The organism is Phytohabitans kaempferiae (assembly GCF_042433955.1).
In the GTDB taxonomy this organism is placed as follows: Bacteria; Actinomycetota; Actinomycetes; order Mycobacteriales; family Micromonosporaceae; genus Phytohabitans; species Phytohabitans kaempferiae.
This window is the reverse complement of the sequence record NZ_JBHLUH010000039.1, coordinates 299,735-323,823: the sequence shown is the minus strand read 5'-3', so window position 1 is coordinate 323,823 and position 24,089 is coordinate 299,735. Positions and strand designations below refer to the sequence as shown.

20 protein-coding genes are annotated in these 24,089 nt (G+C 70.5%); 8 read left to right on the top strand and 12 right to left on the bottom strand.

All coding sequences use genetic code 11. From position 1 onward, the window contains the following. Window positions 1–37: 37 nt before the first annotated feature. The 9 genes from ACFFIA_RS19965 to ACFFIA_RS19925 all read right to left on the bottom strand — a co-directional run bounded on the left by ACFFIA_RS19965 (window position 38) and on the right by ACFFIA_RS19925 (window position 11,332). Window positions 38–1,117, bottom strand: a complete 1,080-nt coding sequence (locus tag ACFFIA_RS19965) for an amidohydrolase family protein (RefSeq protein ID WP_377253015.1) — start codon at window positions 1,115–1,117, stop codon at window positions 38–40. Between the two features lie 39 nt (window positions 1,118–1,156). After that, window positions 1,157–2,650 carry an MFS transporter gene (locus ACFFIA_RS19960; RefSeq protein WP_377253014.1) on the bottom strand — a complete coding sequence of 498 codons (1,494 nt, stop codon included), beginning with the start codon at window positions 2,648–2,650 and terminating at the stop codon, window positions 1,157–1,159. Window positions 2,651–2,718: 68 nt separating this feature from the next. Next, a complete protein-coding gene (locus ACFFIA_RS19955; RefSeq protein ID WP_377253013.1) occupies window positions 2,719–3,600 on the bottom strand; it encodes an alpha/beta fold hydrolase in 882 nt (293 codons plus the stop codon). A 61-nt stretch (window positions 3,601–3,661) separates the two neighbouring features. Beyond that, window positions 3,662–4,693, bottom strand: a complete 1,032-nt coding sequence (locus tag ACFFIA_RS19950; RefSeq protein ID WP_377253012.1) for an ABC transporter ATP-binding protein — start codon at window positions 4,691–4,693, stop codon at window positions 3,662–3,664. Next, window positions 4,693–5,817, bottom strand: coding sequence for an ABC transporter ATP-binding protein (locus ACFFIA_RS19945; protein WP_377253011.1), 1,125 nt, complete (start codon window positions 5,815–5,817; stop codon window positions 4,693–4,695). Before ACFFIA_RS19945 ends, ACFFIA_RS19950 begins: the two co-directional genes overlap by 1 nt. Then, a complete protein-coding gene (locus tag ACFFIA_RS19940) occupies window positions 5,814–6,716 on the bottom strand; it encodes an ABC transporter permease (RefSeq protein ID WP_377253010.1) in 903 nt (300 codons plus the stop codon). Before ACFFIA_RS19940 ends, ACFFIA_RS19945 begins: the two co-directional genes overlap by 4 nt. Next, on the bottom strand, window positions 6,713–7,678 hold the full coding sequence (locus ACFFIA_RS19935; RefSeq protein ID WP_377253009.1) for an ABC transporter permease: 966 nt from the start codon (window positions 7,676–7,678) through the stop codon (window positions 6,713–6,715). The genes ACFFIA_RS19940 and ACFFIA_RS19935 overlap by 4 nt, the downstream gene beginning before the upstream one ends. Before the next feature lie 92 nt (window positions 7,679–7,770). Further along, window positions 7,771–9,330, bottom strand: coding sequence for an ABC transporter substrate-binding protein (locus ACFFIA_RS19930; protein ID WP_377253008.1), 1,560 nt, complete (start codon window positions 9,328–9,330; stop codon window positions 7,771–7,773). A gap of 256 nt (window positions 9,331–9,586) precedes the next feature. Continuing rightward, window positions 9,587–11,332, bottom strand: coding sequence for a PucR family transcriptional regulator (locus ACFFIA_RS19925; RefSeq protein ID WP_377253007.1), 1,746 nt, complete (start codon window positions 11,330–11,332; stop codon window positions 9,587–9,589). A 184-nt stretch (window positions 11,333–11,516) separates the two neighbouring features. Here ACFFIA_RS19925 and ACFFIA_RS19920 point away from each other — a divergent pair, with 184 nt between their 5' ends. Further along, complete coding sequence (locus tag ACFFIA_RS19920) at window positions 11,517–12,788, top strand: TetR/AcrR family transcriptional regulator (protein ID WP_377253006.1); 1,272 nt, start codon at window positions 11,517–11,519, stop codon at window positions 12,786–12,788. Here ACFFIA_RS19920 and ACFFIA_RS19915 read toward each other — a convergent pair. Then, complete coding sequence (locus ACFFIA_RS19915; protein ID WP_377253005.1) at window positions 12,777–13,247, bottom strand: hypothetical protein; 471 nt, start codon at window positions 13,245–13,247, stop codon at window positions 12,777–12,779. The genes ACFFIA_RS19920 and ACFFIA_RS19915 overlap by 12 nt on opposite strands. Before the next feature lie 100 nt (window positions 13,248–13,347). Between ACFFIA_RS19915 and ACFFIA_RS19910 the strand changes: the two genes are divergently transcribed. The 3 genes from ACFFIA_RS19910 to ACFFIA_RS19900 all read left to right on the top strand — a co-directional run bounded on the left by ACFFIA_RS19910 (window position 13,348) and on the right by ACFFIA_RS19900 (window position 17,081). Beyond that, complete coding sequence (locus tag ACFFIA_RS19910; RefSeq protein ID WP_377253004.1) at window positions 13,348–14,562, top strand: Nramp family divalent metal transporter; 1,215 nt, start codon at window positions 13,348–13,350, stop codon at window positions 14,560–14,562. Between the two features lie 79 nt (window positions 14,563–14,641). Next, window positions 14,642–16,147, top strand: coding sequence for a CoA-acylating methylmalonate-semialdehyde dehydrogenase (locus ACFFIA_RS19905; protein WP_377253003.1), 1,506 nt, complete (start codon window positions 14,642–14,644; stop codon window positions 16,145–16,147). Between the two features lies 1 nt (window position 16,148). Then, a complete protein-coding gene (locus ACFFIA_RS19900) occupies window positions 16,149–17,081 on the top strand; it encodes an MFS transporter (RefSeq protein ID WP_377253002.1) in 933 nt (310 codons plus the stop codon). A gap of 55 nt (window positions 17,082–17,136) precedes the next feature. Here ACFFIA_RS19900 and ACFFIA_RS19895 read toward each other — a convergent pair whose 3' ends face one another. Next, window positions 17,137–18,615, bottom strand: coding sequence for an FGGY-family carbohydrate kinase (locus tag ACFFIA_RS19895; RefSeq protein ID WP_377253001.1), 1,479 nt, complete (start codon window positions 18,613–18,615; stop codon window positions 17,137–17,139). Window positions 18,616–18,713: 98 nt separating this feature from the next. Between ACFFIA_RS19895 and ACFFIA_RS19890 the strand changes: the two genes are divergently transcribed. Continuing rightward, window positions 18,714–19,523, top strand: a complete 810-nt coding sequence (locus tag ACFFIA_RS19890) for a dihydrodipicolinate synthase family protein (RefSeq protein ID WP_377253000.1) — start codon at window positions 18,714–18,716, stop codon at window positions 19,521–19,523. Window positions 19,524–19,784: 261 nt separating this feature from the next. Here the strand turns inward: ACFFIA_RS19890 and ACFFIA_RS19885 are convergent, their stop codons facing one another. Further along, window positions 19,785–20,780 carry a LacI family DNA-binding transcriptional regulator gene (locus ACFFIA_RS19885; RefSeq protein ID WP_377252999.1) on the bottom strand — a complete coding sequence of 332 codons (996 nt, stop codon included), beginning with the start codon at window positions 20,778–20,780 and terminating at the stop codon, window positions 19,785–19,787. Between the two features lie 124 nt (window positions 20,781–20,904). On the opposite strand from ACFFIA_RS19885, the gene ACFFIA_RS19880 reads away from it, so the two are divergent. From ACFFIA_RS19880 to ACFFIA_RS19870, 3 genes are read left to right on the top strand one after another with little or no spacing between them, the layout of a single operon-like run. After that, a complete protein-coding gene (locus ACFFIA_RS19880; RefSeq protein WP_377252998.1) occupies window positions 20,905–22,323 on the top strand; it encodes an L-fucose/L-arabinose isomerase family protein in 1,419 nt (472 codons plus the stop codon). After that, entirely contained in the window at window positions 22,320–23,234 is a 915-nt protein-coding gene (locus tag ACFFIA_RS19875) for a carbohydrate ABC transporter permease (RefSeq protein ID WP_377252997.1), read from the top strand. The genes ACFFIA_RS19880 and ACFFIA_RS19875 overlap by 4 nt, the downstream gene beginning before the upstream one ends. Further along, the gene (locus tag ACFFIA_RS19870; protein ID WP_377252996.1) at window positions 23,224–24,078 is read left to right on the top strand and encodes a carbohydrate ABC transporter permease; all 855 of its coding nucleotides are present in this window, start codon (window positions 23,224–23,226) and stop codon (window positions 24,076–24,078) included. The genes ACFFIA_RS19875 and ACFFIA_RS19870 overlap by 11 nt, the downstream gene beginning before the upstream one ends. Window positions 24,079–24,089 lie beyond the last annotated feature (11 nt).

The window sequence follows — 24,089 nt, the reverse complement described above, 5'->3', positions numbered from 1 at the left end:
GTCTCCTCTCGTCGCCGCGTGTCGCGGTCTTCGACGCTCAGGCGGGGGCCGGCTCGGCGGTCCGGATCCCGTACAGTTCGGCGGCGTTCCCGCCGAGCACCTTGCTCCGCTGCCGTGGCGACCACGCCTTCGGAAGGTCGCCGGGGCCGACCGTCAGCCACTGCGGATAGCTCGAGCCGAACAGGAGCATGTCCTCCTTGCCGGTGAACCCGAGCCACTCGCCGGCGAACTCGGCGTCGCCGGGCCCGTCGAGCAGACCGTGCACGAAGTACGTGTGGCCGGGCAGGTACGAGCTCGGGATGTCCGGCGCCCACGGGGTCTGCTCCAGGTGCGGGCGGCCGAACGTGTCCATCCGCCAGATGAACGGCGTGAGCATGTCGGCCGCGCCGTCCGTCCACACCACCTTGAGGTCGGGGAACTCGTGGAACACGCCCTCGGCGATCATGTTCAGCAGGTGCCAGACGAAGGTCATCGGCTGGTACGCGGCCAGGTGCGAGAAGGTCCGGGTGATGCCGGACGGCGTGGGCGGATGGGTGATGCCCACGCCCATCTCGAGGTGTACCGCCACCGGCAGGCCCGCGTCGCAGGCGGCCCGCCACAGCGGCTTGAACTGTGGGCGCCCGTACGGCACCTCGGTCTGCATCGGCACGCCGATCTGCACCACGCGCGGATGGTCCTTCCAGCGCTCGATCTCCTTGACGGCGCTGTCGATGTCGCGCGGGTTGACCCGGATGGTGCCCCGGAAGCGCTCGCGGTACGTGCCGGAGTCGAGCCACCGCTCGACCAGCATCTGGTTGGTCGCGGCGAGGATCGCCGACCCGAGGTGCCAGTCGGGAAGGATCGAGGCGGCGGTCATCGGATGCAGGACCGCGAAGTCGAAGCCCCGCTCCTCCAGGATCGCGCGGCCGGCGGCCTCGGGGTCCGAGCCCGGGTGCGATCCATCGGGGTTCTGCGATCCCTCGATGTAACGCGGACCGGGCGGGGCGAACCACGGCACGTCGACGTGCGGGTAGCCACGGCTCTTGAACGGCTCCCGCAGGTAGGTCCGAAGGTCGGCATCGGACTTGAAGAAGACGTGGACGCTGGCGTCGATCAGAGGTCCAGCTGGAACAGTCATCGTTCCCTCTCTTCCTTCGCTGTCTCTCGCCGAAGCAAATTATTGCTCCGCATCAGGGTAACTCTCTCGCCGTCCGGCCGCTAGCACGGAGGCTGTTTCCGCTGGCCCGGCCGCCGGAAGCGGGTCGGGCGACGGATACGCGTAGTCGCGCGGAACCAACCAGACCAGCACGCTCGCCACGACCGCGGTGCCCGCGAGCGCCCAGCATGCGATGTGGATGGTCGCCAGGGTGGGGTACTCGTCGCCGTCGCTGACGATCGACGTCGCCGAGGTCAGTGCGGCCAGGGCGGCGGTCGAGGCCGCGGTGCCGACCATCCGGCACACCGCGTTGACGCCGTTCGCCGAGGCGGTGTGCCGCGGCGGTACGGCCGGCATGATGATCATCGGCATGGCGCCGAGACAGAGCGTGCTGCCCACGCCGATCAGCAGCGAACCGGCGACCACCTGGACGACCGAACCGTCGAGGAGGACGCGGGCCACGTAGGCGATGACCATCGTGATCGCCCCGAACAGCAGCACGGTACGGCCGCCGAACCGGCGCAGCAGGGCACCGAGCACCGGCGCCGAGAAGGCGAAGACGAATGCCGGCGCCGCCATGGCCAGCCCGGTCGCGCCGACCGAGAGCCCGAAGCCCGCGTCGGAGACCGTCGGGCTGCCGAACTGGAGCGAGGCCAGGATGAGGTTGGCCAGCATCCCCAGCGCGATGATGATCGAGGCGATGTTGGTGAGCAGCACCGGGCGGCGCGCCGTCAGCGCGAGGTCGACCAGCGGATGCCGCCGGCGCAGCTCCCACGGCGTCCACAGCGCGAACGACACGACGGCCCCGGCCGCGAGGAGCAGGATCGCGGCACTCCCCCAGCCCCACTCGTTGCCCTGCGAGACGACCAGGAGCAGCGACGTCAGCCCCAGGCAGAGCAGGACGGCGCCGGCCCAGTCGAAGCGCTCCCGCGTGCGGCCGGGCGTGGCGGCCGGCAGCAGCCGCCACGCCGCGAGCACCAGCAGGCCGGCGAAGCCCGCGATGAACCAGAACAGCGAGCTGAAGCCGAACCGGCCGAACATGAAGCCGGCCAGCGGCAGCCCGACCGCCGAGCCGATGCCGAGCGTCGCGCTCACCAGCGCGACGCCGGAGGCCACGCGCTCCTCCGGGAGGATGTCCTTCAGCAGGCTCATCGCGACCGGCAGCACCGACGCGGTGACCCCCTGGAGCGTCCGGCCGGCGAGGGCCACCACGTAGTGGTGCGTCGTGGCCAGCAGCAGGGATCCGGCGATCAGTGCCAGGAGGGCGATCAGGAGCAGCCGGCGCCGGCCGTACATGTCGGCCAGGCGCGAGACGATCGGCGTGGCGAGCGCACCGGCGAGCATCGTCGACGTGACGATCCAGGATGCCTGGGCGGTGCCCACGTCGTAGATCGCCGGCAACTGCGTGATGAGCGGCAGCAGGATGGTCGACTGGAGCGCGGCGAGCACTCCGGTCACGGCGAGTACCCCGATGACCGCCCATCCCGGCGCGCGCGCCGCTGGTCGAGCGATCACGCCGGCTCTCCGCCTGGCCGGTCGCCGTCTGCCGCTCGTGGTCGCGCGGGTCGCTCACGCACAGCCCGTCACTCGTCGATGAACTTCAGGAACTCGGCCGCGCCGAGCTGCCAGAAGTCGAAGAGCGCGCCACGTCCCTGGCCGGTCGCCTCGGCCGCCCGCTCCCAGGCGTCCTCCGGCCACGGCGGCTCGATCAGCCGCGAGCCCTTGATCAGTGCGTGCACCTCGTACGAGGTGCGCTTGGGGTGGTCGTAGTCCTTCTCGCCGCCCCGCACGACCAGCGCCGGCACCTTGATCAGGTCGAACTCCCAGTCCGGTACGCCGGGGATCGACTCGTTCGGCTTCGGGATGAACGCGTCGAGCCAGCGGGTCATCACCCGCTCGAACTCCTCCGCGCCGATCGCCCGCAGCCGGTCGGCGTTGCGGGGGTTGGCCTCGCAGAGCGCCGACCATCCGCCGCCCGCGACGCCGCCCAGCTTGATGACGCCCTCGATGCCCGCGGCACGGACGGTCCGCAGCTCGTTCATGATGTAGACGCCGGCCAGGCTCATCGTGCTGTACGTGCCGCCGACGATGCACCAGGTGAGCAGCTTGCGCACCTTCTCCGGATACATCTGCGTGAAGACGATCATGTCGCGGGCGCCGCCGGAGCCGCCGGCCGCGACGACCCGCTCGATGCCCAGCCGCTCCAGCATCAGCCCCAGCGTCTCGGCCCGCATGTGCGACTCCGACCGGCCGAACACCTGGACGTCGGACTTGCCGCAGTTGGGCCGGTCCCACAGCAGTACGCGCTTGCCCCCCTCGGCCAGCGCGTTCGCCAGCTCGTGGACACCGCCGTAGTCCTTGCTGAAGCGGCCGCCCGGGGTCAGGACGACGACCTCGCCGTCCTCCGGGCCGACCAGCTCGTAGACGACGATCCCGCCGTTGACTTCGACCTGTTCCTCCGCCATGTGCTCGTCTCCACTCTGTAGATGGGCTGCTGATCGGGCAAATCTTTGTTCCGCCAGCCGCTCAGGCCACCGCGTGCTCGGCCAGGTGCGGCACGCCCGCCGACGCGTCGAGCGGGAAGTGGCAGGCCGCGAACCGGCCCGGCCGCACCTCCCGTACCTGAGGTTCCTCGGCCTCGCAGACCTCCTGCGCCAACGGGCACCGGGTACGGAAGCGGCAGCCGGTCGGCGGGTTCAGCGGCGACGGAAGGTCTCCGGAGAGGGCCGCCTCCTGGATCGGCGCCTCCGGATCCGGTTCCGGGATCGACTGCGCGAGCGCGCGCGTGTACGGATGTGCCGGCGACGCGAACAGGTCGTCCGACGTACCGACCTCGCACACCTTGCCGAGGTACATCACCACGATGCGGTCGCTCAGGTTCTTCACCACGGCGAGGTCGTGGGCGATGAAGAGCATCGTCAGCTGGTACCGCTCCTTCATCTCCTCCAGCAGGTTCATGATCTGCGCCTGCACCGAGACGTCCAGCGCGGAGACCGGCTCGTCGCAGATGAGCACCTCCGGGTCGAGCACCATGGCCCGGGCGATCGAGATGCGCTGGCACTGGCCGCCGGAGAACTCGTGCGGCCGGCGTTCGGCGGCCGTGGCCGGGTCGAGCCCGACCCGCTCGATCATCGCCTGCGTACGCGACTCGATGTCGACCCGGCTCAGTCCACCGTGGATCCGCAGGCCCTCGCCGATGATGTCCTTTACCTTGCGCAGCGGGTTCAGCGACGAGATCGGGTCCTGGAAGATCATCTGTAGCTTGCGCCGCTGCCGCCGCAGGGCCGAGCCGGTGAGCCCGGCGACCTCGACGCCGTCGAGCCGGATCGAGCCGGAGGTGGGCGCGGGAAGCTGCATGATGGCCCGGGCCACGCTGGACTTGCCGCAGCCGGACTCGCCCACGAGGCCGATCGTCTCGCCGCGCCGGGCGTCGAAGCTGACATCCGACACCGCGAAGACCCGCTCGCCGCGCCGGCCCGCGTACTCGACGATCAGGTTGCGGACGGAGAGGACCACGTCCTCCTGGTCGCGCAGGTGCGCCGTTCCGCTGCCCGCCATCAGACCACCACCTCCGAAGCGACCGGTGTACCCGCCGCGGTGACGCCCGCGGCGATGTTGCGTTCCCGCGCCGCCCGCCCCTCCGGCGTGCCCAGCGGGAAGAAGCAGGCCGTCGAGTGGACCGGCGCGTCGGGGTCCGGTTCGAGCACCGGTGTCTGCTCCAGGCACCGCTGCTGCGCCGAGGGGCAGCGCGGGGCGAAGCCGCAGCCGGGCGGCGGGTCGATCACCACCGGCGGCCGGCCCGGGATGGAGGCGAGCCTGGTGTGGCTGGGCAGGCTCACCTTGGGGATCGCGTCGATCAGCGCCCGCGTGTACGGATGCCGCATGTTGGCGAAGAGCCGGGGCGTGGGCGCGGTCTCCACCACGCGGCCGGCGTACATCACCGCGATGGCGTCGGTGCGGCCGGCCACGACACCGAGGTCGTGCGTGATCAGGATCATCGACATGTGCGACTTCTCCTGTAGGTCCGCCAGCAGGTTGAGGATCTGGTGCTGGACGGTCACGTCGAGCGCGGTCGTCGGCTCGTCGGCGATCAGCAGCTTGGGCGAGCAGGAGATGGCCAGGGCGATCGTGACGCGCTGCCGCATCCCGCCCGACAGGTTGTGCGGGTACTGGTGGAACCGCTTCTCCGGTTCGGCGATGCCGACGAGCCGGAGCAGGCGTACCGCCTCGGTGTACGCCGCGCCCTTGTCGAGCTTCAGGTGGTAGCGCAGCGTCTCGGTCAGCTGCTTGCCCACCGGCAGCACCGGCGTGAGCGAGGTCATCGGGTCCTGGAAGACCATCGACAGGTCGACCCCCCACAGGTGCCGGTTCTGCTTGGGGTTGACCGTGGCCAGGTCGACGTCGTTGAGCCGGATGTGGCTGCCCGGCAGGACGTGGGCGTTCGGCGCCAGGATCTTCATGATCGCCCGGGACAGCACCGACTTGCCCGACCCGGACTCGCCGACGATGCCGAGCGTCTCGCCCCGGCGCAGGGTCAGGTCGACACCGTCGACCGCGCGTACCAACCCCCTCGGGGTGTCGAACCAGACCCGCAGGCTCTCCACCTCCAGGAGGTTTCCGGCCGGCCTCGGCTCCGTGGTGGTGGCCGCGTCGCCCACCTTCGGTCGCGCATCGGTGCTCATATCGAGGACTCCCTCCCGACGCGGCCCCGCGCCCAGTCGCCGAGCCGGTTGAATGCGAAAACCGTGAGGAAGAAGAAGAGCGCCGGGATCAGCACGAGGAGCGGATGCTCGCTCAGCGACTCGCGACCGGCGGCGAGCATGCCGCCCCAGCTCGGGGCCGGCGGCGGGATGCCGACACCGAGGAAGCTGAGGCTGCCCTCGGCCACCACCAGCGTGGCCATCACGACGAGGGCCAGCGACATCACCGGCAGGATCACGTTGACCAGCAGCTCGCGGGTCAGGATGCGCAGCGGTCCCGCGCCCAGCGCCTTGGCCGCCGTGACGAACTCCCGGTCGGCGAAGGCGATGGTGTTGGCGCGGGCGACCCTGGCGAAGTTGGGTACGCCGAGCAGCGCGAGCGCCACCACGAGCGTCACCAGGCCGGGCTGGAGCGCGGTGACCAGCGCGATCAGGAAGATCAGGGGCGGGAACGCGAGCATGAAGTTCACGAACATGCTGATGATCGAGTCGACGGCGCCCCGGAAGTAGCCGGCCACCATGCCGAGCGAGACGCCGATGACCAGCGCGATGCTCGTCGCGCCGATCGCGACCGCCATCGAGATGCGGGCGCCGTGCACGATGCGGGACAGCACGTCGCGGCCGATCGCGTCGGTACCGAGCAGGTACTCCCCGCTCGGTGGCGCGCTGAACGCGTCGGTCACCTCGTTGGGGTCGCGCAGCGGCAGCCAGTCCGCGGTGATGGCGGCCAGCACCACCAGCCCGATCCAGATCACGCCGAACGCGGCTCCGATGTCCCGCCGCCGGCGGCGTCGCCGTACCGGCCCGACCTCCGTCGCGCCGGCCAGCGCCGGTGCCAGGGGCGTGTCGGGGCTCGTACGCTGCTGGACGATCTCGGTCACGAGGTCCTCACCTTCCTCACCCGGGGGTCGAGCAACGGATACGTCACGTCCACGGCGGTGTTGATGAGCAGGTAGACCACCGCGGTGAGGAGCACCATCGCCTGCACGACGATGTAGTCACGGGAGTGGATGGCGGTGATGACCATCGTCCCCATGCCGGGCAGCGAGAAGATCGCCTCCACCAGCACCGTGCCGCCGATCAGCCGCCCGATCACCACGCCGGAGACGGTCACCAGCGAGAAGGACGACTGGCGCAGCGCGTGCCGCAGCAGGATCCGCCAGGTCGGCAGCCCGCGGGCGCGGGCCGACAGCACGTGGTCCTGCTGGAGGGTCGCCATCATGTCGCCCTTGAGGAGCCGGGTGAACAGGACGCATTCGCCGGCCGCGAGGGTGAGGACGGGGAGGATGAGCCGCTGGATGTGCTCGACGGGATCCTCGGAAAACGGCGTCCAGCCGAGGATCGGGAGTATGCCGAGCTGTACCCCGAAGAGGTAGACCAGCAGGATGCCCAGGACGAACGCGGGCGTGGCCAGCGTCGCGGAGATGGTGAAGGTGGAGACCCGGTCCAGCAGCCCGCCCGGCCGGTACGCCGACCAGACGCCCACCGGGATGGAGATGGCGAGCGCCACCAGGATGGAGAGGAAGGCCAGTTCGAGGGAGACCGGCGCGCGTTCGGCGATCGTCTCCGCGACGCTGAGCCCGGTCTGGTAGGAGCGGCCGAAGTCGCCCTGGAGGACGCCGCCGATCCAGGACAGGTAGCGTTCCCAGATCGGTTGGTCGAGCCCGTACTGGGCGCGGGCGGCGGCGACCTGCTCCGGGGTCGCGTCCGGCGGGAGGATCGCGTCGACCGGGCTGCCCGGGATCAGTTCGAGCAGGAGAAAGACCGCCACCGTGACCAGGAACAGCAGGATGAAGAACCTGGCCACCGAGCTTGCGTGCCGGCTCAGGGCGCGTACGTTCACGTGGGACCATCCGTTCACTCGGCGTCGTGTCCGTCGTGCTTGGTCGGCGGGCACGGATGCGATCGGCAACCGTGCCCGCCCGTCACGTCGCGTCAGTCCATCCAGGCGTACTGGAAGTAGGCGCTGGCACCGGAGTTCGTGCCGGCGACGACGATTCCCTTGACGTCCTCGTTCACGTACAGGTGGCCGGTCTGGTACCGCCAGGTGCGCAGCGGCCCGTCCTTGGACAGCTCGCCGACGACGGTCTGGTATGCCTTCGTGACCGCGTCCTTGTCGTCGGAGGAGCGGGTCAGCTCCAGTGCCTCGTCCACCGTGGGGTTGGAGTAGCTCATCACGTTGAGCGAGCCCTCGGAGTGGAACACCTCGTAGAGCCGGTCCATCTCCTGGGAGAGCGTGGCGCCCATGATGGTCTGGAACTCCCGCTTGTTGGAGGCCACCGAGAGCGACGCCCCGTCGACCGCGTCGATCTTGAAGGTCAGGCCCTTGATCTGCTGCATCTGGGACTGGATGAGCTGGGCCACCTGCTCCAGTGCCGGCAAGCCGGCGTAGCAGGTGAACGTGACCGTCTCACTCGACTTGCCGGTCCGGGCGAGGTAGTCGTCGAAGAGCCGCTGCGCCTCGGCGAGGTTCTTGTCCGGAAACTTGCCGAGCGCGTCGTCCCGCTCCGGCGCGTCCGGCCGCAGGAACGCGTCGACCGGCTCGTCGCCGGGGTAGACCGCGTTGTTGATCTGCGCGCTGTCGAACGCCATGAGCATCGCCTTGCGCAGTCCCTCGTCCCGCACGACCGGGTCGTTCAGGTTGAACTGGAGGCCGGTGCCGCCCACCAGCGGCACGCGGTAGATCTCGTAGCCGCCCTCGGCCTCGATCGTCCGGGCGTCCTTGGTCAGCAGCGACCAGTTGACGTCGATCTCACCGCTGCGCAGCGCGTTGAGGCGCTGGTCGTCCGGGCCGATCACTTTGATGACCAGCTCGTCGAGGTACGGCAGGCCGGTCTCGAAGTAGTTCGGGTTGCGCTCCAGCTCCAGTTGGGAGTTGCGGGTCCACTTCTTCAACACGAACGGTCCGGCGCCCACCGGCGAGTTGCTCACGTTGGCACCGGCCTTCTGGATGCCCGCCGGCGAGCCGATCGCGCTGAGGCCCCGCACGAGCGCCCAGGGCAACTGGTAGTTGGCCTTCTCCAGGGTCACGGTCACCGTCTGCGGGTCGGTGACCGCCCAGGTCATGTCCTGGGCGATCCGCAACGACGGCGACAGCGTCTTGGGGTCCTTGATGCGGTCCCAGTTGAACACCACGGCCTCGGCGTCGAACGGGGTACCGTCGCTGAAGGTGACGTTGGGACGCAGCTTCAGCGTCCAGGTCTTGCCGTCCGTGCTCTCGAAGGACTCGGCCATCTGGCCGACGAACTCCTTCTTCTCCAGGTCGTACCGCAGCAGCGTGCCGAAGATCGGCGCGCAGCGGTCGAACGACTGCACACCGCAGAACGCGGGGTCCAGCGAGGAGGTCTCGACGTTGATCGCGTACGACAGGCGGCCACCGCGCTTCGGCTCGCCTGACTCCGTACCGTCGTCGTCCCCGGAGCCGCAGCCTGTCGCGGCCACGGTCACCGCGAGCAGCACGGCCATCGACCGTGTCGCTTTCCGCCAACCCTTCATGCTTGCCTGCTCCCGTCGTTGTCGCGACGCGTGGTCGCCGCAGCGGCGGCCGCGGTATCCGCTCGCCGCCTGCCTTTGGGGTTGATCTCGTGTGAAACCGACCATTTGGTCGGTATCCTCCGGGGTCTCGTGCCAACCCCGCGTCGATGCTCGTTGACGGCTGCCACAAAGGCGCCTGTCGAACAGCATCGGTAAGAGCGGTCAGGGTAGCCAGTCGCACACTGTCAAAGCGGCTCGACGGCTTCCTGACGACTTGTCAAAGATCCCCGGCGCCGCGCTGGCTCACGAGTTTCGGCTGCTCAGCCTGCGTCTGGGGGAAGGAGGGCGAATCCGCCGCGGTCGCCTCGACGACCATGATCGCGGCGTAGAGGGAGGTGCTCCACTCTGGATCGTCGAGATCGACCCGGAGGAGCCGCTGGATCCGCGCGAGGCGCTCGTAGAGCGTCGGCCGTGAGACGCCCAGCTCCTGCGCGGTGAGTGACTTGTTGCCCTGGAAGCGGAGGTAGACGCCGAGCGTGCGTACCCAGTCTCCACCGTCCAAAGTGTCCCGCAGCAGCAGGGGGCCGAGCATCCGTTCCACGAACGCCTGGAGCCGGGAGTCGTCGCGCAGCGTGTAGAGCAGCCCGCGCAGCTTGACGTCCTCGATGGAGTAGATGTCCTTGCGGTTGCGAGGGCTTCCGGCCGCGCGCGACGCGAGCGCGACGTCGACCGCCTCGGCGAACGAGTGGCGCACGTCGGCCAGCGCCGAGACCAGGCCACCGCGTGCCACCACGGGGCGTTCGATCCCCACGCCCCGGCACAGTTGCAGGACGCACGCCGCGAACGTCTCCACCGCCTGTTCGAACTGGACGGTCGGGAGCAGCAGCAGCGCTCCCCAGCGGCCCGGCCCGATCTGTGCCGCCAGGCCCTCCAGGCGCGCGTCGTCCAACGCCCGGTTGACTACCCAACGCAGGTCGCGCCCGCCGGAGAGCACGACCACCGGCAGGTAGTGGCGCCGGCGGGTCGGCCGGCCCAGTGCGGCGGCCCGCGCGTGCATCGCCTCCAGGCTGCCGCAGCGGCCGGAGATGATGTTCTCCAGCACGGTACGGTGGGCGTTCGCGACGACGACGTCGTCATCCTCCAGCAGCAGCCGCATCCCGAGCGCGGCGGCCGCCCGCTCGATGACGGTCACCTGCGCCCGGTCGGGCGGTCCGGTGGCGAAGAGCACGAGCCGGCCGCGTTGCCGCCCGCGGACCTCGACGGGGGTCACCACCGTGTGGTCGGCGTCGTCGACCTGCGTGCCGAACGGCTTCGTCAAGGTGAACGCCTTGCGGTTCCACCTGTTGAGCAGCTCCTCGGTCGCGCCGTCCGGCGCGTGCAGCGCAAGTACCTGGTGCATGAGGTTGGCGAAGACGACCTGTCCGCCGGCGAGCTCGGCGGCCGCCGTGACCAGGTCCTCCATCGGGGCCTCGGCGGAGGTCAGCTCGGTGAAGCGCTCGTGCGCGGCCGCCGTGACCTGGAGCAGCCGGCGCTGGCCCATGAGGATGATCGAGTGGGCCGCCTCGGTCACCTTGACGAACGGGACCTCCCGGTGGAAGGCGATGAGCGGGACGTGCCGGCGGTTGCAGGCCCGGACCATGGCCGACGGCACCGTGGCGAACCGGCGGCCGAGCTCGATCGCGAAGCCGGCGACGCCCTGGTCGGCCAGCGCGTCGACGTACTGCGCGATCTCCTCCGGCGCCTGCGGGAAGGCGATGCCCGTGGCGAGTATCAGCTCTCCGCCCTGGAGCAGTCCCTGCGTGTCCACGAGCTCGATGACGTGCAGCCAGCGGATCCGCCGGTCCAGGTGCTGCTTGCCCGCGACGACGACCGGCGCTCCCTGCTGGGTGACGGGCATGGCCAGGAAGTCTTCGATCGTGAAGGTGCTGAGGCTGCCCAACTCCGCGGCGGTCGCGGGCGTGTCTCGGACTGCTCGAAGACGCGGCCGGGACATCTCAGCGGTGAGGTTCGCTTGTTCGCCCACTCTGGTTTCCTCCGTCGCGGCGAGTTCGTGCCGGTCGCAGGTATTTCGATCAAGTGACCCACGTAAGACGGGAGTATTACACGCAGCGGCTCCGGCGGGGAGAGTCCGGAGCGAATATTTGATCCTGAACGACGCTCCGGGTGGTGGCACGCGATACGGCCCCGGCCCCGGCATACTGGACCGCATGACAGCTTCCCTCTCCCGGGCCTCGGAGGTCGCACTCGGCGGCAGCCGGGCCGATGCCGTGCGGCAGACGGCGGCGCGCCTGTTCGAGGCGGCGGGCTATACCGCGACGACGATGAACGACATCGCCGACGCGGTGGGAGTGCTTCCGGGCAGCTTGTACCACCACTTCCGGTCAAAAGAAGACATAGCGGTAGATCTCCTGACGTCGTTGGGCCACGCGCTCGACGAGCTCAGCGCCGCCGCGGCCCACCGGCCCGAGACCGACGCCGAGACCTCGGTCCGGCGCCTGACGGCCGATGTCGTCACGCTCAGCTTCCGGCACGCCGCGGCCGTCCACCTCCGCGCGCACGAGGCCCCGCCGACCGTCTCGACCGACCGGTTCCGGGAGGCCATGCGCCTCCAGTCGCCGGCCCTGGAGCGGGCATGGCGCCAGGCGGTTGGCTCCCTCGCCACGGCCGGCGCCGCCCCCTCGGTCGACCTGGGGCTGCTCCGCTTCGCCTTCCAGCACCTGTCCTTCTACGCCTCCTCGTACTACCCCAGCGTGACCAACCCGCGGACGCTGGCAAACCACATCTGCGACGTCCTGCTCAATGGGCTGGCCCTCGACTGTCCCGACGACCAGCGGCTGGACCGTTCGGCGGCGCTCAAGGCGGCCACCGACGCCGTCGCCGGGTCGCGCCGGAGCGGCCGTGCCGTCCCCTCCGGCGACCGGGAGGCGATCATCGCGGCCGCCCGGGCGGAGTTCGCGCGGCGCGGCTACGAGGCCACGACGATCCGCGACGTGGCCAACGCGGCCGGCGTGCGGATGGGCACGCTCTACCGCCGGATCGAGTCGAAGGAGGCGCTGCTCACGGAGATCCTCGGCAGCTACGGGGCCCTGTTCGAGCAGGCGTTCCGGGCGATCGTGGCCGAGGGCTCGTCGGCGCCCGAGTCGCTGGACGCCGTCGCGCGGGTCTTCGTGTACATGAACCGCCGCTACCCCGAGGAGGGCCGGATCGTGCGCTACGGCTGGAGCCGGCGCGAGACCACGACCGGCCCGCTGCACGACTACTACATCGCGACCGAGCAGCGCTTCGCGGAGCTGCGCAAGATCATGCGGCGGGGCTTCGGCTCGGGGCAGTTGCGGCGGGTCGCCGACCCCGTCGAGACCGCGCTGCACTTCCGGTCGCTGCTCTGGGCGCCGTACCACGAGCACGCGCGGACGAGCGAGGCGCGCGCCCACGGGTTTCTGCGGGAGGCACTGCTGCGCGGCGTCCTGTCACCCCGCTGACGGCGCTTCGCGGACTATCCGCACCTCGCAGTTGAGGGCCGCTTCGAGGGCCGTGTGCAGCCGGCTCTCCGGCACTCTCCGCATGGCGGCCGCGTCCAAGGTGACGGTGACGACCTCGTCGTCGCCCTCGACCGTGCGCTCCACCTCCCCGGCGACCCTGAACGCGGCGAGCACACCGTGGGCGTCGTCGTCGGTCCCCCGGCTGATGTACGTGACGACCCCGGGCGTGGCCGAGGTGCCGAACGCCTCGGCGCAGGCGGTCACGTGCTTGTCTACGTCGGCCGGATCGAGGCCCGGCACGATCAGCTCGATCTCCCGGCCCCGGTCGGGCAGGCGCTCGGCCGGCGACGCCACGACCTCCGCGCCGCGCTCGCGCAGCCGGCGCACGCCCGCTTCGTACTCCCCCGGGGAAAGGCGCCCGTCTCGATCGACGACAACGCGGACGACGGCTGTACGCATGCGATCACGCTAGCATCGGCGCACGGCGGGCCCTAGACTTCCGACGCATTCGGAGCAAATTCCTGCTCCGCCTGGCACGGGAGCGGAGCGTGAGTGCCGCGTGCTGAGAGCCAAGCCCACGCGCGGAACGACGTTGCTCGGTCCGGCGTTCATCGCCGCCGTCGCGTACGTCGATCCGGGAAACGTCGCCACGAACGTCACCGCGGGAGCCAGGTACGGGTACACGCTCGTCTGGGTCGTCGTGCTGGCCAACGTCATGGCCGTGCTCGTCCAGTACCTCGCCGCGAAGCTCGGCATCGTCACCGACCGCTCACTCGCCAGCCAGCTCGGCACGCGGCTGTCGGACAAGGCCCGCATCGCGTACTGGCTACAGGCCGAGGCGATCGCGATCGCGACCGACATGGCCGAGGTGATCGGCGGTGCCATCGCGCTGGCACTCCTCTTCGACCTCCCCCTCGTCGTGGGGGCGCTGTGCACGGCGGCGGTCTCGCTGCTCATCCTCCGGATCGGTGACACGCGCGGCCAGCACGCCCTCGAACGCGTCATCATGGGCTTTCTCGCGCTGATCGCGGTCGGCTTCACCGCCGGGCTCGTGGTCGACCCGCCCGGCGCGGCCATCGCCGGCGGGCTGGTGCCCTCCTTCGCCGGCGCCGACAGCGTGCTGCTCGCCTCGGGCATCATCGGCGCCACGGTGATGCCGCACGTCATCTACCTGCACTCCGGCCTGACCGCCGGGCGGTACGGCACGCGTGCCGGACTCGACGTCCGGCGCGTGCTCGCCGCGACCAGGACGGACGTCGTCTCCGCGCTGCTGGTCGCCGGGCTGCTCAACCTCTCCCTGCTGGTCGTGGCGGCGTCGAGCCTGCACGGCCTGCCCGGCACGGACACGCTGCACGGCGTGCACGCCCTGCTCTCCTCCGAGGTCGGCGCCGGTGTCGCGCTGCTCTTCGCGGTCTCACTGCTCGGCTCGGGCCTCGCCTCCACCGCGGTGGGCAGCGCGGCCGGCGCGGAGGTGATGCGGGGTCTGCTGCGCCGGCGGATTCCCCTGCCGCTGCGGCGCACGCTCACGGTGCTACCCGCCATCGTGGTGCTGGCGCTCGGCGCCGAGCCCAGCGCCGTCCTCGTCGTATCACAGGTCGTGCTCTCCATGGGCATCCCGTTCGCGCTGATCCCACTGGTGATTCTCACGAGCCGGCGCGCCGTGATGGGCAGTCACGCCAACCATCCGCTCACCACCACCGCGGCGGCGGCCGTCGCGGCCTGTGTGATATCGCTCAACCTGGTGCTGCTGTACCTGACGTTCGCCAACCGTTGACAGGCTGTCCGCGATCTCCGCGCCCGCTCTGACACTGTGTCCATTGTCCCGCCGGTCCCGCGTGCCGAACGATGTGCGCATGACTGAGGCGCTCGTCGAACACTGGGTGGACAACGCGAAATACACCGGCACGTCCGCCCGGCGTGGAGAAGTGACCAATCCCGCCACCGGAAAGGTGACATCGTCGGTTTGCTTCGCGGACGAGGCCGACGCCCGGCACGTCATCGCCGCGGCGGCTCGGGCCGCCCGGTCCTGGGGACGCAGCTCGCTCAGCACGAGGACGCGAATCCTCTTCCGGTTTCGGGAGCTGCTCAACGCGCGCAAGCAGGAACTGGCCGCAATCATCACGGCCGAGCACGGCAAGGTGCTCGACGACGCCGCCGGCGAGGTGACCCGAGGGCTGGAGGTCGTCGAGTTCGCGTGTGGCATGCCCCATTTGCTCAAGGGTTCCTTCTCCGAGGGCGTCTCGACCGGGGTCAACGTGCACTCCAAGCGCCAGCCGCTCGGGGTCGTGGGCATCATCAGCCCTTTCAACTTCCCGGCCATGGTGCCGATGTGGTTTTACCCCATCGCGATCGCGGCGGGAAACACCGTCGTCGTCAAGCCCAGTGAGAAGGACCCCTCCGCCCTCATCTGGGTCGCCGAGCTCTGGAAGGAGGCGGGCCTGCCGGACGGTGTCTTCAACGTCCTCCAGGGCGACAAGGTCGCCGTCGACGCGCTGCTCGACTCCCCCGACGTCGCGGCGGTCAGCTTCGTCGGCTCGACCCCGATCGCGCGGTACGTCTACGAGCGCGCGACCGCGAACGGCAAGCGCGTACAGGCGCTGGGCGGCGCGAAGAACCACATGGTGGTCCTGCCCGACGCCGACCTCGACGTGGTGGCCGACGCCGCCGTCAACGCGGGGTTCGGGTCGGCCGGCGAGCGGTGCATGGCGGTCAGCGTGCTGGTCACCGTCGGCCCGATCGCCGACGACGTGATCGACCGGATCAGCGCGCGCATGGCGAAGCTGCGCGTCGGCGACGGCACTCTGGGCTGCGACATGGGTCCGCTGGTCACCAAGGCACACCGCGACCGGGTAGCGTCCTTTGTGGACGCTGGCGTGGCCGCCGGAGCCTCCCTCGTCGTCGACGGCCGGGCTGTCGACGTCGCCGACCGACCGGATGGTTTCTGGCTCGGCCCCACCCTGTTCGACAACGTCACGCCGGACATGAGCGTCTACACCGAGGAGATCTTCGGCCCGGTCCTGAGCGTGGTCCGCGTGGACACGTACCAGCAGGCGCTGGACCTCGTGAACGCCAACCCGTACGGCAACGGCGTCGCCGTGTTCACCCGCGACGGCGGCGTCGCCCGCGAGTTCGAGCACGACGTCCACGTTGGAATGATCGGTGTCAACGTGCCGATTCCGGTGCCGATGGCGTACTACTCGTTCGGCGGTTGGAAGGCGTCGCTCTTCGGCGACAGCCACGCGCACGGTGTCGAGGGGGTCCACTTCTTCACCAGAGGCAAGGTCGTCACCAGCCGGTGGGTCGACCCGGCACGGTCGCCGTCGAGCGGTGTGGCGCTGGCCTTCCCCACGCACGACTGACTTGCCCCCCGGCACGGACGCGGCTCCGGCCGGGCGCCGCTACCGGCTGATCTACGTCGTCCTCGCCTTCGGTGTCGTCTCGCAGCCGCTGCTCCAGGCCATGACGGTCCCCGCCCTCCCGGAGATCCAGCGGCGGTTCGGCACCGACCAGGCGACGGCGTCCTGGGTACTCACGGCGTTCCTGCTGGCCGCCTCCGTCGCCACACCGATCGGCGGGCGCGTCGGGGACGCGTTCGGGAAGACCCGCGTCTTCGGGGCCTCCGCGCTCCTGGCCGCCGCCTGGCTGTACGCGGAGTCGAAGGTCAGGACGCCCCTCGTCGACCTGCGGCTGATCGCGCGGCGGGGCGTGTGGTCGGCGAACCTGGTGGCGCTGATGACCGGCGTCGCGATGTACGGCTCCTTCGCCTTCCTGCCCCAGTTCAACCAGACGCCGAGCGACAACGGCTACGGCTTCGGCGCCTCCATCACCACCGCCGGCCACATGATGCTGCCCTCGTCGGTCGCCTCGTTCCTGTGTGGACTCTGCGCCGCCCGGCTGGCCGAGTGGATGGGCGTACGGCTGACCATCCTGCTCGGCTCGGTGGCCACCGCCGGCGCGCTGGCGATGACGACCTTCGTACACGAGGCGATGTGGGAGGTCATCCTCGCCAGCTGCGGGTCCGGCGTCGGTACCGGCCTCGTCTTCGCCAACCTCGCCAACGCGATCGTGGACGCGGTGCCGGCCGAACAGACCGGCACCGCCATCGGCATGAACGCCAACATCCGCATCCTCGGCGGTGCCATCGGCGCGGCCGTCTCGGTGACCATCGTGACCGCCGACCTGCTGCCGTCGGGCTACCCGACCGAGCAGGGGTACATGCTCGGCTTCGCCTTCATGGCCTGCGCCGCGCTCGTCGCCGGCCTGGGCGCGCTGCTCCTCCCATCCCACCGCTAGCGCGCCCCGCGCTACCCGGCACCGGGAGGCCCGCGCGTCCCGGGGTCGGAGAGGCTCAGACCTGCCGGGCGGCGAGGGCGTGGGCGACGTCGGCGGTGTCGTGGTAGAGGCGGCGGTACAGGGCGTAGCCCTCGTCGTAGGTGGCGGCGAGCGCCGGGTCCGGCTCGCACGCATCGACGACCGGGTTCCAGTCGTCGATGTCCACGTCCGCGCCGGCGGTCAGGGCGGCCAGGTACGCGGCGCCCAGGGACGCGCCGACCGAGGAGGCGCAGAGCGACTGGGGCTGCTGGAGCACGTCCGAGACGATCTGCGTCCAGAGTCCTCCCGTCGTGCCGCCGCCGACCGCGACCAGGCGTCGCGGTGGGGCGCCCGCCTCGGTGAAGGACTCGAGGTTGTGGCGCACGCCGTAGGCCGTCGCCTCCAGCGCGGCCCGGTAGATGTCGCCGCGGCTGTGCCGCAGGGTCAGCCCGGCCAGGAGGCCGCGGGCGTCCGGGTCGTAGAGCGGGCTCCGCTCGCCGGCGAAGTACGGCAGCATGAGCAGCCCGTTGGCGCCGGGCGGGGAGAGCCGGGCGGCGGCGGCGAGCCCGTCGAAGTCGGGCTCTCCGGTCAGCCGGCGTACCCAGTCGGCGACCGCGCCGGACGTGGCCATGCCGGCCGCCAGGCTGAAGGTGCCGGGGAAGGTGCCGACCGTACCCCACAGCGGGGGGCTGACCCGGCGCGTGTCGAGGGTCGCGATGATGAACATCGTCGTGCCGTACATCAGCATGACGTCGCCGGGGCGCCGCACGCCGACACTGAGGGCCTCCGTCCACGCGTCGATCGTGCCGGCGGTGACCGGGGTACCCGCCGGGATGCCGGTCTCCGCGGCCGCCGCGGCCGTCACCAGGCCGGCGGTCTCGGCCGGCCAGGCGAGGCGGGGCAGCTCGATGTGCTCGGCGATGGCGGTGGCCCAGCCATCCGCCCAGTCCTGCTTTCGGCTGTCGTAGAGCGGCACGGCCTGGCTGGCCGAGTGGTGGTCGAGCACGTACGCGCCGGTCAGTCGGGACACGAGGTAGGAGTTGGCCATGTGGACGCGCCGCGTGCGGCGCCAGGTCTCCGGCTCGTGGCGGCGCAGCCAGCGCAGCTTGGGGCCGACGGCCTGCGAGGTCAGCGGGGCGCCGGCGCGCTCGGCGATGGCGTCCGCGCCGAGCTCGGCGTCGAGCTCGGCGATCTCCTGGCCGGCTCGCGTGTCGATGCCGTAGAGGATCGCCGGGCGCAGCGGCCGGTCGCGCCCGTCGGTGGGCAGCAGGACCGGCCCGATGCCGCTGACCCCCACGGCGGTGACCGGCTCGGCGGTGCGGGCGGTGAGCGTGCGGGCGATCGCGCTGAAGTCGTTCCACCAGATCTGGTCGGCGTCGTGCTCGGCCCAGCCCGGTCGTGGCAGGTCCAGCTCGTGTGCCCTGGTCGCGGTGGCCACGATCTCGCCGTCCGCACGCACGAGGACGCCCTTCGTACTCGACGTACCGACGTCGATGCCCAGGAAGAGTGCGCTCATCGCCGCTCCGCTCGCTCGGTCTCGGCCGCAGTTGACGCCCTCGGGCGCCTTCGGTCTACCATCGCATGAAACCGATTTCATCAGCAAGGAGACGAAAGATGATCGACGGCGTCGTGGTCGCCGCCCTGACCCCCTTCGACGACGCCGGCGCGCTCGACGTCCGCCGGATCCCTGGCTACGTCGACTTCCTGCTGGAGGCTCCGGTGGGCGGGATCATGGTGGGCGGCACCACGGGCGAGTTCGTGACCATGACCAGCGACGAGCGGATCGAGGCGATCGGCGCCTTCGCCGCCGCGGCCGGTGGCCGGGCACCGGTGATCGCCCACGTCGGCCACGCCGCCCCCGCGGAGGCGTGCCGCCTCGCGACGCGGGCCGCCGAGGCGGGCGCCGACGCGCTCACCGCCATCACGCCGTACTTCCATCCGGTGGGCCAGGCGGCCGTCGACGCCTACTTCCGCCACGTGGCCGGCGCGGTGCCGGCGCTGCCGTTCCACGTCTACAACTACCCGGACGCGTCCGGCAACCGGATCGCGCCGGCGACGTTCCGGGCGTTGCTGGACATGCCCAACCTCGCCGGCGTCAAGCTCAGTGTCGGCACGTTCGCCGAGGTGGAGCCCTACCTGGAGCTACTGGGCAAGATCACCGTGATGAGCGGCAACGACGCGCTGGCGGTCCCGTTCGCGGAGGCGGGCGGCACGGCGATCGTCTCCGGCAACGCCTCGGTGCGCCCGAGGCTGATGGCCGACCTCTTCGCCGCCGCGCGGGGTCGGGACGCGGCGGCCGTGGAGCGCCTGGTGGCGGAGCTGGACCGGCTTCGCGAGCGGACGGCGGCGGCGCCGGACCGGCTGAAGGCGGTCCTGCGTGCCAGCGGCGTGGACATCGGGTCCGCCCGCGTACGCACCGCCTGATGGCCCAGCCCGCTGTGCGTCCGTGGCGATTTCTTGACCCCATAGAGCCTGTTGCAGAATCGTCAGATTCGCGCGAACTGAGACCCTCGCTGGCCGCCGTTCGACGGCCAGCGACCGATACAGCCGTGTTCTTCTCGACACTCACTGTGATCGGGCAATTTTGCAACAGGCTCCATAGGGACCCCGTGGCCCGCTCACACCGGTAAGTGACCTGCGCGCCCGCCGCCTGGATCTCGGCTCGACCGGCGCTGACGAGGCGGCTCAGGACGGGCGGCGCGAGCTGTCTCGGATCTCCAGGCTGGTCGGCAGCACCACGGTCTGCGGGTCGAGGTCGGGGCTGGTGCGGCGCCTGAGCACGAGCTCGGCGGCGGCGCGGCCGATCTCGTACGCCGGCTGGTGCACGCTGGTCAGCGCCGGCCGCACGAGGTGCGACCAGAAGGCGTCGCCGAAGGCCGCCACGCCGATCGCCGGCGGGCGCAGGTCGCGGTCGTACATGGCCTCGAGCGCGCCCGCCGCCATCAGGTTGTTTGTCACCATCACCGCGTCTGGCGGCTGCGCCGAGTCGAGCAGCTCCGCCATCGCCCGGTAGCCGCCTCGGACGCGGAAGTCGGAGTACTTCACCGCGGGGCGAGCGCGCGGCGGGTCGCACTCCCGGTGGGCCCGCAGGAAGCCGCGCAGCCGCTGCACCGCCGCCCACGACTCGCGCGGGCCGGTGATGCAGGCGATGCGGCGGTAGCCCTCCTCGATCAGGTGGCAGGTCGCCGCGTACGCCCCGCGCTCCTCGTCCGAGGCGACGGTGTCTACCTGCGCCGACTCGGGCGAGTGGTCGATGGCCACCACCGGGATACCCTTGGCGAGTACCTGGGTGATATCGGTTTCGGTCACGGAGGCAGGAGAGATGATGACGCCCGCCATGTGCTCGGCCAGAGCCACGTCGAGGTAGGCCGCCTCCTTCTCCGGGTCGTCGTCGGCATTGCACAGCACCACCGACAGCGCGGCGGTGCGCGCCACGTCCTCGACGCCACGGGCGAGCGCGGTGAAGAACGGGTTTTCGATGTCGGCGATGATCAACCCAAGCACGTCGCTGCTCTGCCGGCGCAGGCCACGGGCTACCCGGTTGGGCCGAAACCCCAGCTCAGCACAGGCGGCGCGGACGCGAGCGGCACGGTCGGGGCTGACCCGGGCACCATTGAGCACCCGCGACACGGTCGCCGGGGACACACCGGCTGCCTTCGCGACGTCGTAGATGTTGGCCAACGAGGCGCTCCCGAACTCGAGGGGTTGACAGATCCGCCGCACCAGGAGTTAACATCGGCGAAACCGACTTTGAAATCGATTTCAGCGAATCATACCCCCGCAGCGGCGCCAGGAGGTACACCATATGGCCACGATCTCCCTGTTGACGTTCTCCGACGGGCGCGATTTCGTCGCCGCGGACATCGACGCCTTCTGTCGGCAGAAGGAGGACCTGCTGCGGCGGGCGTTCGAGGAGGCCGGCCACACCGTCGTCTCCGGCACGCAGCCGATCACCAGCAACGAGATCGCTGTCACGGAGGCGCGACGGGCCGCGGCGACCGGCGCCGACCTGACCGTCTTCCACTACCCGGTGTGGGCGTTCCCCCACTTCACGATGCTCGCCGCGACCGCCACCACGGGCCCGCTGCTGCTCGCGTCCACCATCGACCCGGTCCAGCCCGGCATGGTCGGCCTGCTCGCCGCCGGCGGCGCCCTCGACCAGATCGGCCGCCAGCACACCAGGATCACCGGGGACGCCGCCGACCCGGCCGTACGCCGGCGGCTCAACTCGGTCGTGACCGCCTCGGCCGCCGTCAGCGGGCTGCGCGGCAGCACCTTCGGCCGGATCGGCGGGCGGCCCATGGGCATGTACACCGCGGCCAGCTCCCCCGAGGTGTGGATCGACCAGTTCGGCGTGGACGTCGAGGAGATCGACCAGTGGGAGATCGTCCGGCGCGCCGAACTCGTCGACGAGGCCAAGGTCGCCGCCGCCCGCTCGTGGCTGGAGAAGCACGCGGCGGGCGTCCACTACGACGGCGACAAGCTCACCCCCGAGACGCTGGGCCGGCAGATCCGCTCGTACTACGCGGTCCGCGAGCTCGTCGACGAGTGGCGCCTCGACTTCGCCGGCATCAAGGGGCAGCCGGAGCTCACCAACCACTTCGCGACCATGGACGTCACCGAGGCGTTCCTCAACGACCCGTACGACTGGGACGGCCCCAAGGACACCTTCGTGTGCAGCACCGAGTCCGACATGGACGGCGCGCTGACCATGCAGATCATGAAGCTGCTCTCCGGGCTGCCGGTGCTCTTCGCCGACGTCCGGCACTACCACGGCGACCTGGACGTGTGGGACCTGGCCAACTCCGGGCAGCACGCCACCTGGTACGCGGCCCGCAGCGACGACCCGGCCGAGAACCTGGCCCGGACCCACCTCTTCCCCGAGGTGTTCTTCTTCCCGGCCGGCGGCGCGTCCGTGCACCACATCGCGGCGCCCGGTGAGGCCACCTTCGCGCGGCTCAGCCGGCTCAACCACCGGTACCGCCTCCAGCTGACCCGCGGCCGCTTCGTCGACCTGGGCGACGAGACCCACCAGCGGCTGGCCCGCGCCTCGACGTACGAGTGGCCGCACGCCTTCACCCGCTTCGACGCGCCCGCTGAGGTCTTCCTCGACCGCTTCGGCGCCAACCACGTACACGCCATCCCCGGCGACTGGACAGAGGAGCTGCGCGCGGTGTGCCGCCTGCTCGACATCGACGTGGACGACCTGGAAGGCGCCCGATGACCCCGACCGCCGTGGCGCCGCCGCCGGTGAAGCGGGAGGCGCCGCAGACTCCCGAGCGGCCTCAGAGACGGCGGCGCCGGCTCGGCCCGCTCGGGCTGTACGTGCCCGCCCTGGTGCTCGTCGCGCTCGTCTCGGTGGTCCCGATCGCGTGGGCGGTGCAGCTGAGCCTCTACCGCACGCGCGGCATGCGCACGGTGGAGTTCATCGGCTGGGAGAACTTCGCCGCGGTGCTGGGGCCGGACGGCTGGGCGGACATCGCCCGCACCTTCGCGTACGTGGTCATCTCCCTGGTCGTCGCCGTCCCGCTCGGGCTGTCGCTCGCCGTGCTGCTGAACAAGCAGGTTCGCTACGTCCGGGCGTTCCGCGTGGTGATCCTGCTGCCCTGGGTCGTCTCGCAGACCGTCGCGGCGCTGCTGTGGAAGTGGCTGCTCAACGGCCAGTACGGCCCGCTCAACAGCCTCTTCGGCGGGCACGAGCCGCTGGCCGACCCGATCGGCTCGATGGCGGCGCTGATCCTCGTCAACGTCTGGATCAGCTACCCGCTGGCGACGATCCTCTGCCTGGCCGCGTTGCAGACCGTGCCGCAGGAGACGATCGAGGCGTCCCGGGTCGACGGCTGCTCCCCCACGCAGTCGTTCTTCCGGATCGTGGTGCCGACGATCAGGTCGACGCTGCTGATCTTGGTGATCATGCTGACGCTGCTCTACTTCAACATGGTCACGCTGGTCTACACGCTCACCGGCGGCGGCCCCTTCTCCGGCACGCAGGTGCTCAGCCTCAACGCGTTCCTGCAGTCGTTCCAGTTCTTCAAGATCGGCGTCGGCGCCGCGTACTCGGTGGTGCTCTTCGTCTTCAACATCATCTTCGGCGTCGCCTACATCCGGGTCCTGAGGGGGAGCAATGACAACTGAGGCTGCCCAGGTCAAGCGCCCGCCCAAGCTACGCCAGGTCGGCATCTACGCCGGGCTGGTGGCAGCCGCCGCCTTCGCGGTCTTCCCACTGCTGTGGGGGCTGTCCACGTCGCTCAAGCCGGAGTCGACCGTGCTGGTCACGCCGGTGCGGTGGATCCCGGAGCAGATCACCTTCGAGAACTACAGCGCGGTGCTCTTCGACTCGCAGATCCCGCGCAACCTGCTCAACAGCGTCATCGTCAGTGTGATCACGGTCGTCGTCACCCTGCTCATCGCGGTGCCGGCGGCGTACTCGGCGGCCCGCTACCGCTTCCGCGGCAAGGCCGGCCTGCTCTTCTTCATCCTGATGACCTCGATGGTGCCGGGCATCGCGGTCCTCGTCCCGCTCTACTACCTCGCGGTCAAGCTGGGCGTCTACGACACGTTCTTCGTCATGATCGTCATCTACGCCGCCTGGCAGGTACCGACGATCATCTGGATCCTGCGCGGCTTCTTCGAGTCCATCCCGGCGGACATCGAGGAGGCCGGGCGGGTCGACGGCACCAGCTCGTTCGGCGCGTTCGTACGCCTCATCCTGCCGCTGGCCAAACCGGGCATCGGAGCGGCCTCGATCATCACGTTCGTCTACGTCTGGAACGACTACCTCATCGCCAGCACCTTCGTCAGCGACGCGGACCTGCGCCTCATCTCGGTCGGTCTCTACACGTACCTCACCCAGTACGGAACGGTGTGGGGCCAGCTGACCGCCGCGGTCATGGTCACCCTGCTGCCGATGATCATCGCCTTCGTCCTCTTCGAACGTCGCCTGGTCGCCGGCCTCTCCGCCGGTGCCAGCAAGGGCTGACGTTCCGTCTA